The 1,257-nt window shown below is 33.5% G+C and carries 1 protein-coding gene; it reads right to left on the bottom strand.

The genetic code is table 11. From position 1 onward, the window contains the following. Nucleotides 1-368: 368 nt before the first annotated feature. The gene (locus tag F6K22_RS41170) at nt 369-1,049 is read right to left on the bottom strand and encodes a glycoside hydrolase family 108 protein (RefSeq protein WP_293110969.1); all 681 of its coding nucleotides are present in this window, start codon (nt 1,047-1,049) and stop codon (nt 369-371) included. Nucleotides 1,050-1,257 lie beyond the last annotated feature (208 nt).

Here is a 1,257-nt window from a genome sequence, read left to right as displayed (position 1 = left end):
GCAAAAATTAGTAAAAATAACTAGGGTTTGCTGAAAAAAGTATGAGTGGCAAGGGTAGGAGGACCGAGTCAGGAGGACCGAGTCAGGAGTCAGGAGGAACGGCAATTATAGAGGAGGTAGGAGTCATAATTTGCCATTGGTTTTTCTGCCGTTGTCTGCCAAAAATGCTAACTTTTCCAGCTTGCTCGAGGGAAAAGCTCGTACTTTTTTAGATTCAAAAAGACACTTACCTTTATATTTCATGATTTTATGATTATTCAGCAAGCCCTAACTAGAGTAGGCAATAAATAGTCATTTGCAATTTTAATCAGTATTTATTACCTAAATCCAGAGTAAATAAATTCCTTAACTATAATTTTGTTAATTATTTATCTTTTATCTTTGAGCTTTTCCACATAACCCCACAAACTATAATCACGAGCTAACCAACCATGAAAAAAAGCCATCTGACTTCCATCTTCTTGAACTCTTTTATAACGATAAATAATCCTTTCGTTAATCATCTGCAGTGCAGTATTTCGATTATTCCCCTCTGCTAATGCTTCCTTGGTTTTAACATCAAATACACCTGTTTGTGGTAATCCTAAAGCTTGTTGCAGAAAAGTTACTGAGTTATTAATACCAAAATTAACGGCAGTATCAAACATAACTACAGCTAGAGCGGGGTGCATGGTAGCTGACCTACTATTATCCCAATAACTTTGATAAATTTCCATCAGTTCAGCATCAGACATTTGGGCAACATCTAATGGTGGTAAACCCCTTCGGCGTCGATAGGCATTATATTCAGTTTGTAAAATTCCTTTATAAGTTCTACCTCCTTTATCTGCTGGATGATTACTAAATCCACCTTCAAAGTATAGGGTAAAAGATAGGGCTGTTTCAAATAATTTTTCTTCGTAGTTTTTTTCAGTTTTGGCTAGGGCAGGAATTTTATGACTAATACTAATAGGCATTCCTACTGCCAAAATTAATGAAATAATTCCCACAATTATTTTGGGTTTAAATTTGATTTTTCGTTGGGGTAAATTTGATTTTTTCCAAATCATTAGAATATTCCTTATTTATTAAGTCTGGTAGTAGTGGACTGACACACCTTAAAATAAGACTGGTTTTTAACACAATAATAAATTTCAAATAAATGAAACAAGGAGTAAAAAATATACTAATTATCATATCTGTATTTACTCTCATTAATTCTCAGGCACAATAGTCAAATACATATGTAAAGAAAAAAAACTCGTTGACGATTAACTT

It is taken from the genome of Okeania sp. SIO2F4, from assembly GCF_010672385.1.
Lineage (GTDB): Bacteria > Cyanobacteriota > Cyanobacteriia > Cyanobacteriales > Microcoleaceae > Trichodesmium.
Note: the sequence above shows the minus strand (reverse complement) of the source record. Positions and strands in the feature narration are given on the sequence as shown.

Bases quoted from the DNA above. Each gene is read 5' to 3' on its own strand.
- F6K22_RS41170 (WP_293110969.1), bottom strand. From the start codon at position 1,049: ATGATTTGGAAAAAATCAAATTTACCCCAACGAAAAATCAAATTTAAA.